The organism is Bacillus sanguinis, assembly GCF_018332475.1.
GTDB classification, from domain to species: domain Bacteria; phylum Bacillota; class Bacilli; order Bacillales; family Bacillaceae_G; genus Bacillus_A; species Bacillus_A sanguinis.
The window spans coordinates 1-7093 of record NZ_BOQB01000137.1 but is presented as its reverse complement, the minus strand read 5'-3'; the positions used below and the strand labels follow the sequence as shown (position 1 = coordinate 7093).

The following is a 7093-nucleotide window of genomic DNA, read 5'->3' as shown; positions in this document are numbered from 1 at the left end:
AATAAAACTAATAAGTGAATATGAAAATAAAATAAACACATTTAATAAAAATGGTGAATGTTTATTTGGTATTTTTCAAGGAGAAAAGTTAATTGGAATAGGAGGATTAAATGAGGACCTATACTCAGAAAATAATAAGATTGGTCGATTAAGGAGATTTTATATTTCAAAGGACTATCGTCGTATAGGTCTAGGGAAATTGTTATTAAACCAACTAATATCTCATGCGGAAAAGGATAATTTTAAAGTAGTTGTTTTACATACAGATACAAAACAAGGTGATGCGTTTTATCGTGCAAATGGATTTGTGAAGAGAGAAGTATATAAAGGATCAAGTCACTATAAAGTATTATAAAAAAGGGCACTCAAAACAATATTTTGTTAGTTTTGAGTACTTATATTTATAACATGAAAATTTAATTTCATTTACCGAAATAATAGTATAAAAAGGAGACCTCAGCTTCTAAAAATAAGCTTATGAGATCTCTTTTTTCTATTCAATTATGTTTTTACATTCATTTGCTTCAATAGTCCCTTCGGATCACCTTTTACATAATAGAAATGCGGATTATTTTCATCATCGTAAAGCATAATATAAGGTTTTTGATTAAGCGGTAGAAGAATTAGTACTTCATCAATTGTTGTATGTAACCATTGATTTGTAATAGAAACTGGTTTAGATAAAGGGATTTTTATCATGTGACCATCTTTTGGAACGACGTTTAAGTTTTTGAATGGGCCAGTAATCGATTTAGCATATTGAATAGCTTCTTTTTGAATAGCTGGATCTAAAGATTGTTTTTGAACGACCATTTCTTTTTGACAATCAAATACTTCAATTTGGTGATTTGTATTTGCGAACGCATTTGTTGATAATAAGAAGAAAAGAAGAGTAATGACCCCGATTTTTTTCATCATAGTACAACACCTCGTTTTTACTATACCCTTAAATGATTCAAATATTTTTCTGTCACATACATGTAACAAAGAAGTTGTATGATACAATTGATTTTTGTTTAAAAGCAATGGAGGATTATGTATGAGAGTATTAATAGCAGATGATGAACAAGATATGCTAAGGATTTTAAAAGCTTATTTTGAGAAAGAAGGCTTCGAAGTTTTCTTAGCGAAAGATGGAGAAGAAGCACTTCAAATATTTTATGATGAAAAAATTGATTTAGCTATTTTAGATTGGATGATGCCGAAACATAGCGGTATTACTGTTTGTCAGGAAATAAAGAAAAACTCAAGCGTAAAAGTATTAATGCTTACGGCGAAAAGTGAGAGCGAAGACGAATTAGCGGCGCTTCAAAGTGGGGCAGATGAGTACGTAAAAAAACCATTTCATCCAGGCGTATTAATAACTAGGGCGAAAAAGCTTATACAGCATGATGATGTCATTCAAGTTCAAGATTTGAAAATAGATTTCACTAAAAATAAAGTTTATAAAAATGACAAAGAGTTAGATATTACAAAAACAGAGCTAGAATTAATAAAGTGTTTTTTAAGTCATAAAGGCATGATTTTAACTCGTAAAAAATTGTTAGATATCGTATGGGGATTTGACTATTTTGGAGAAGAGCGAACTGTTGATACACATGTAAGAAGATTACGTAAAAAAGTAGGAGAAAATATTATAAAGACGCACCGCGGGCTAGGATATAGTTTGGAGGAGCAGAGTGAATAAACTTGGAAAAAAGCTATTTCTCAGCATTTCTTTAACTGTAGTTCTTATTTTTACGATATCTTTATTATTAATTAACTATCTTTTACCGAAATATAATATTTACAAAACGCGAGAAAGTTTAGAAGGTATTACAGCACAAATACAGGCGATACCGAGTGAACAACTGCATGAAGCAATTTCTAGTATTGAAAATGAGGCGAATGTTACAATTACGTATACATCGATAAACGATTCAGAAGATCATATTAATGAAGAGTTACGTATGCAACTTACAAAGAAAAGAGTTGCTCTTAATAAACTTTGGATTACAAAAGAAGAAATAATGAAAGTAAAGAACTTCGGGCATTCGAATAAAATATATGATCAAGAGAAGATGAAATCTAGTTTTTTTGTGAAATATATTGCGAAAGACAATTTGCTGATTCTAGTAGGAGTTTCTATCGCACATTCAAATGAAGTGATAAAAACGTTAAATTCATTTTATTTATACATATTAGGTATTACGATTTTTCTCATCATCGTACTTGTATGGATACTTTCAAAAACAATCACGAGACCATTGAAAGAATTAAGTGATGTTGCAGAAGATATTTCAAATTTGAAATTTGAACGAGCGAAAGTGAAAACAAATGATGAAATAGGAGACTTAGCTAATAGCATTAATATCATGAGTGATAAACTACATGAGGCACATGAAGATTTAACAGATCGAAATGAACATTTAAAACGATTTATGGGTGATGTGACGCACGAATTGAAAACACCAATCGCACTAGTAAAAGCATATTCTATGGGAATAAAAGATGGTTTAGATGATGGCACATACATAGATACTATTATTAAACAAACTGATCACATTTCGAACTTAATTGAAGAGTTATTACGATTTTCTAAATTAGAGAGAGATGTTTTACAAAAAGAACAATTTCCTATTGTATCACTAGTCCAAAGTATAGTAGATAAGCATAAGATTGAACTGGAGTCGAATGAAATTGATCTGCAAGTGAATTATAATGTTGGCGATGCAATTATTTATGCAGATGTAAATAAAATGAGAATGGTTTTTCAAAATTTAATTTCTAATGCGATAAAATATACAGCAAATCAACATATAAAAATTACTTTGGAAGGTCGAAATGAAAGTGTATATTTTCAAATTCAAAATGGTATGAATGCTGAACGAATGAAAGATATCGATAAAATTTGGGAACCTTTTTACGTTTTAGAATCTTCTCGTAGTAAAGACCATTCTGGCACTGGATTAGGATTAGCGATAGTGAAAAGTATTTTAGAGAGACATGGTTTTGACTATGGAGTATCTACTATAGAGGGAGAAATACGATTTTATATTAATATGAAGCCTGTTTAATTCAATATTATTAGGAGCATCGTCTATTATTAGGCGATGCTTTTTATTAATTATATGAGAGTGGTAAATCAGGATATATAATCTTGAAAGCTCGTTGGAAGAGTGTTCTACAAATTTTTCAAGTTTTTGCATAAAATATAAACTGAATTTTCAGTAATTTTGTTGTATAGTAAAAGAAGACATATATGGGGAGGAAAGAGTATGGGGAAAAAGAAAATAGCAATTACATTATCAACAATTTTATCTTTATCAGTTACATCGGGTGTTTCTAGTATGACTGCGCATGCAGACAGTAAAGAAAGAAACTACATAAATGAGAATGATGTGAAGTTAAATGGGAAAGTTTCAGAAGGGTTACAATCAAATACGAAGATTGAATTAGAAAATGGGATGACAAAACCGATCTACTCGCTTGATGAAGCAATCATCGAAAATCTATTTGTAGAGACGGAAGTTGATAGTGATCGAGATGGTAAAAAAGACCGAGTGTCAGTAAAAGTTATGCGCCCCAAAACAGATCCTAATGTAAAAGTGCCCGTAATATATGAAATGAGCCCATATCGAGCTGGTTTGAAAGATGTTCCTGTATATAATGTAGATGAAGAATTGTATGCGTATGAAGGGAAACCGTATGGAGCTGTTAATCTCGGTACATACGGAAATTATTATGTGCCAAGAGGTTATGCAGTTATTTTAGGTGAAAGTATTGGAACTGGGAAATCAGAAGGGTGTCCGACGACTGGGGATGAGCAAGAAATATTAGGGACGAAATCTGTAATTGATTGGGTAAATGGACGTGCGAAAGCATATACAGAAAATGGTGAGGAAGTTAAAGCCGATTGGTCAACGGGAAATGTAGGTATGACAGGAGTTTCGTATAATGGTACGTTACCAAATGCTGTTGCGACGACTGGTGTTGAAGGTTTAAAAACAATTATTCCAATCGCAGCGATTAGTAGTTGGTATGATTATTATCGTGCAAACGGTGCAGTTATTGCGCCAGGTGGATACCAAGGAGAAGATACAGATAATATGGCAGAAGCAGTACTAACAAGAGAAAATCCTGAAGTTTGCGGACAAGTAATAAAAGAGTTAACAGCTGGACAGGACCGGAAAACTGGTAATTATAATGATTTTTGGGATAAACGTAATTATGTAAAAGATGCTAAAAATGTAAAAGCGAGCGTATTTGTTGTGCATGGTTTAAATGATTGGAATGTAAAGACGAAGCAGTTCGCGCAATGGTGGGATGCACTTGGAGAAAATAATGTTCCTCGTAAAATGTGGTTACATCAAGGGGGACATGGCGGGACATCAACGAATGACTGGCAAAGAACACAAAATAAATGGCTCGATTATTGGTTGTATGGAATTGAAAATGGAATTATGAATGAAGCAATGGTCGATGTACAACGTGAAAATAAAACTTGGGAAAAATTAAAAAACTGGCCGGATCCATCAGCTGTGCCGTCAAAAGTTCGTATGTATTTAAGTAACAAAGCAGTTAATTTACCATTAAGTATGGGTTCTGTTAATAAGGTATTTTCATTCGTAGATGATGCAAAAATGAAATCAAACCAATTAGTAGCAAACCCAGAATTAGAAGTAGCCAATCGATTAGTGTATACAATGCCTGTACTGCAAAAAGATACGCGTATAAGCGGTACACCAAAGATTTCAATTACAGGAAATATTGATCGCTCTGTATCAAATTTAACTGCTTTACTTGTTGATTATGGTGGAACGAAGCCGGAAATCGTAACGAGAGGTTGGATGGATCCACAAAACTTAACGAGTATAGAAAGTTCAACAGCGATTCAACCGGGCAAAGATTATACATTTACATGGGACATGCAGCCAGACGATTATGTATTTAAAGCGGGGCATCAAATAGGGGTTGTTTTAATCGCTAGTGACTATGATTATACGATTAGACCGAAAGCTGGCACGAAGCTTACAGTAAAATTAAGTGAAGTGACATTGCCAATTGTGAAATAAATAGTGAAGGGTAAAGAGCTTACTACATGGTAAGCTCTTTATATGTTGAAAGGGGGAGTTTAATGTGAATTTTTATTGGTGGATACAAAAATGCTTACAATAAATAAAAAGATGGCATTTATGATTAATAGGCCACTAAAGATAAGCCCAGCAAAGCCTCCAGCGAATCCATCTCCTACTTTTTCACCAATAACGTGCAAAGTGGCGAAGAAAACAACGGGAGAAGAAAGTATGAAAATACCACTGGCTACTTTCCAAATTCGTACATACTTCTTTGCTATAAAGAAAATTATTGCATTTAAAGCAAAAAGGAGTAAAAGAAATATAATTAATGAATTCATCGTATCCTCCTTTCTGTTAAATTCTAAATTTTCATTTTTTGTATTTTCGTTTCGAAGGGAATATTATACAATGTAATTATATTCTATGGAAAGTGAGTGATATATTATGACAGTCAGCTCTTTCGGATTTTTATTGAAAATAAAGGTACAGGAAGATTAATTGAAAGAAAATCTTCCGTACGTAAAAAACGGAGGAGAAAATATATGTTTAGTTTTTATAGTACACTTTGCACGGAACTTTATGATTTCACTAAGCCTGTCGGTTATTCTTTAAATGGTGATATTGAGTATTACGAAGAACGTTTAAAAAATTGTAGAGGAAGAATTCTCGAAGCAGCAGTAGGATCAGGACGCGTCATCATCCCGCTTCTTGAAGCTGGTTTCACAGTAGATGGGATAGATTATTCACCTGAAATGCTAGATTCTTGCCGTATACGCTGTAAAGAGAGAGGTTTACATCCTAATTTATATGAAGGAAGTTTAAAACAATTTTCACTGCCATATAAATATGAGGCAATTATCATTCCTACTGGATCTTTTTGTTTAATTGAAAATCGTGTGGATTCTATAAGCGCATTGAAATGTTTTTATGAACACCTTAAGCCAGGTGGTCGGTTAATCGTTGATATCATGCTTCCACATGACTGGAAGACTGGAGAGATTCATACATCGACTTTCTCTTTGCCGAGCGGTGACGGAATTACATTAGAAAATAAATCAATTGAAATAGATTGGCTGAACCAAGTTACTCTATCATATTTAAAATATGAAAAATGGAGTAAAGGAAAGTTAGTACAAACAGAACTACAACGCTTCGCGGTGCGCTGGTATGGAATAGAAGAGTTTAAACTTCTTTTAGAAAGTATTGGTTTCTCTAACATTACTTGCTCTGCTGACTATGTTTATGGAAAAGAACCGTCAAATGCAAATCAAATGTTTACTTTTGAAGCTGTGCGAAACGAAAAATAAAGAACTATGTATGAAAACAAGGCAGTCGATATAATATCGACTGCCTTGTTTTTAATTGTAAACTACTTGCATTTTATTACCTTTTCACTGTCCAAGCATTTTTCTACTACTTACATATACTATTTATATTAAAGACAGTTGTTACTATTTAAAATAGAACCGTATTTTTTTGTAAATGATATTTTGGAGAAATAGGGGGGATAACTTTGGAAAACGAAGCACAAGATAGGGTTGAAAATCAAGTGTATTCCAATCGTGTAGTAAGATCAGAATTTGATGCGAATTGGGAAACGTGTATATCAAAAAGTGGTTATGTAATTTATGTAGCAACAAGTAACAACGCTGAAGTAATAGTACTACTTGCAGATGGTTCAAGTAAATTATTAATTTTTGAAAAAGGAGGTAAAGTAGTAGTAGGCGGCGGTGGTACAAGTCATTACAGTAAGCCACATATTGCAAGAAATATTTAAGGTAAAACATGTTAATTGAGAAGAAACTGGAAAGTGGTTAGTCATTCGTGTTTAGAGCATGTATGATTAATCGCTTTTATTTGTTTATATGATTTAAGTAGTACTTCGTATATTGCAAATACATCGGGATGATTAGGAAATTAGAAGAGAATTGTATGGATAAGAATTCGAAATATAATGTAAGTATGGAAGAAACACGTAAACAATTTAAAAAAGCATTTCCTATTTCGGGAAATGCTTTTTTTATGTTATAGTATAA

At 32.7% G+C, this 7093-nt stretch carries 8 protein-coding genes; 6 read left to right on the top strand and 2 right to left on the bottom strand.

From position 1 onward, the window contains the following. Position 1: 1 nt before the first annotated feature. The gene (locus KI369_RS16020) at positions 2 to 355 is read left to right on the top strand and encodes a GNAT family N-acetyltransferase (protein ID WP_238484925.1); all 354 of its coding nucleotides are present in this window, start codon (positions 2 to 4) and stop codon (positions 353 to 355) included. A 146-nt stretch (positions 356 to 501) separates the two neighbouring features. Here the strand turns inward: KI369_RS16020 and KI369_RS16015 are convergent, their stop codons facing one another. After that, entirely contained in the window at positions 502 to 918 is a 417-nt protein-coding gene (locus KI369_RS16015; protein ID WP_212956597.1) for a hypothetical protein, read from the bottom strand. 121 nt (positions 919 to 1039) lie between these two features. Between KI369_RS16015 and KI369_RS16010 the strand changes: the two genes are divergently transcribed. From KI369_RS16010 to KI369_RS16000, 3 genes are all read left to right on the top strand, one after another. Next, a complete protein-coding gene (locus KI369_RS16010; RefSeq protein ID WP_212956596.1) occupies positions 1040 to 1687 on the top strand; it encodes a response regulator transcription factor in 648 nt (215 codons plus the stop codon). After that, entirely contained in the window at positions 1680 to 3056 is a 1377-nt protein-coding gene (locus tag KI369_RS16005) for a sensor histidine kinase (protein ID WP_212956595.1), read from the top strand. Before KI369_RS16010 ends, KI369_RS16005 begins: the two co-directional genes overlap by 8 nt. A 201-nt stretch (positions 3057 to 3257) precedes the next feature. Further along, the gene (locus KI369_RS16000) at positions 3258 to 5054 is read left to right on the top strand and encodes a Xaa-Pro dipeptidyl-peptidase (protein ID WP_212956594.1); all 1797 of its coding nucleotides are present in this window, start codon (positions 3258 to 3260) and stop codon (positions 5052 to 5054) included. A gap of 59 nt (positions 5055 to 5113) precedes the next feature. Here the strand turns inward: KI369_RS16000 and KI369_RS15995 are convergent, their stop codons facing one another. After that, positions 5114 to 5395: a hypothetical protein gene (locus KI369_RS15995; protein WP_212956593.1), complete on the bottom strand. Its 282-nt coding sequence runs from the start codon at positions 5393 to 5395 to the stop codon at positions 5114 to 5116. Positions 5396 to 5599: 204 nt separating this feature from the next. Here KI369_RS15995 and KI369_RS15990 point away from each other — a divergent pair, with 204 nt between their 5' ends. Together KI369_RS15990 and KI369_RS15985 are read left to right on the top strand one after the other, a co-directional pair. Further along, a complete protein-coding gene (locus tag KI369_RS15990; RefSeq protein ID WP_212956592.1) occupies positions 5600 to 6364 on the top strand; it encodes a class I SAM-dependent methyltransferase in 765 nt (254 codons plus the stop codon). Positions 6365 to 6570: 206 nt separating this feature from the next. After that, positions 6571 to 6834, top strand: coding sequence for a hypothetical protein (locus tag KI369_RS15985; RefSeq protein ID WP_000426643.1), 264 nt, complete (start codon positions 6571 to 6573; stop codon positions 6832 to 6834). Positions 6835 to 7093: the final 259 nt, after the last annotated feature.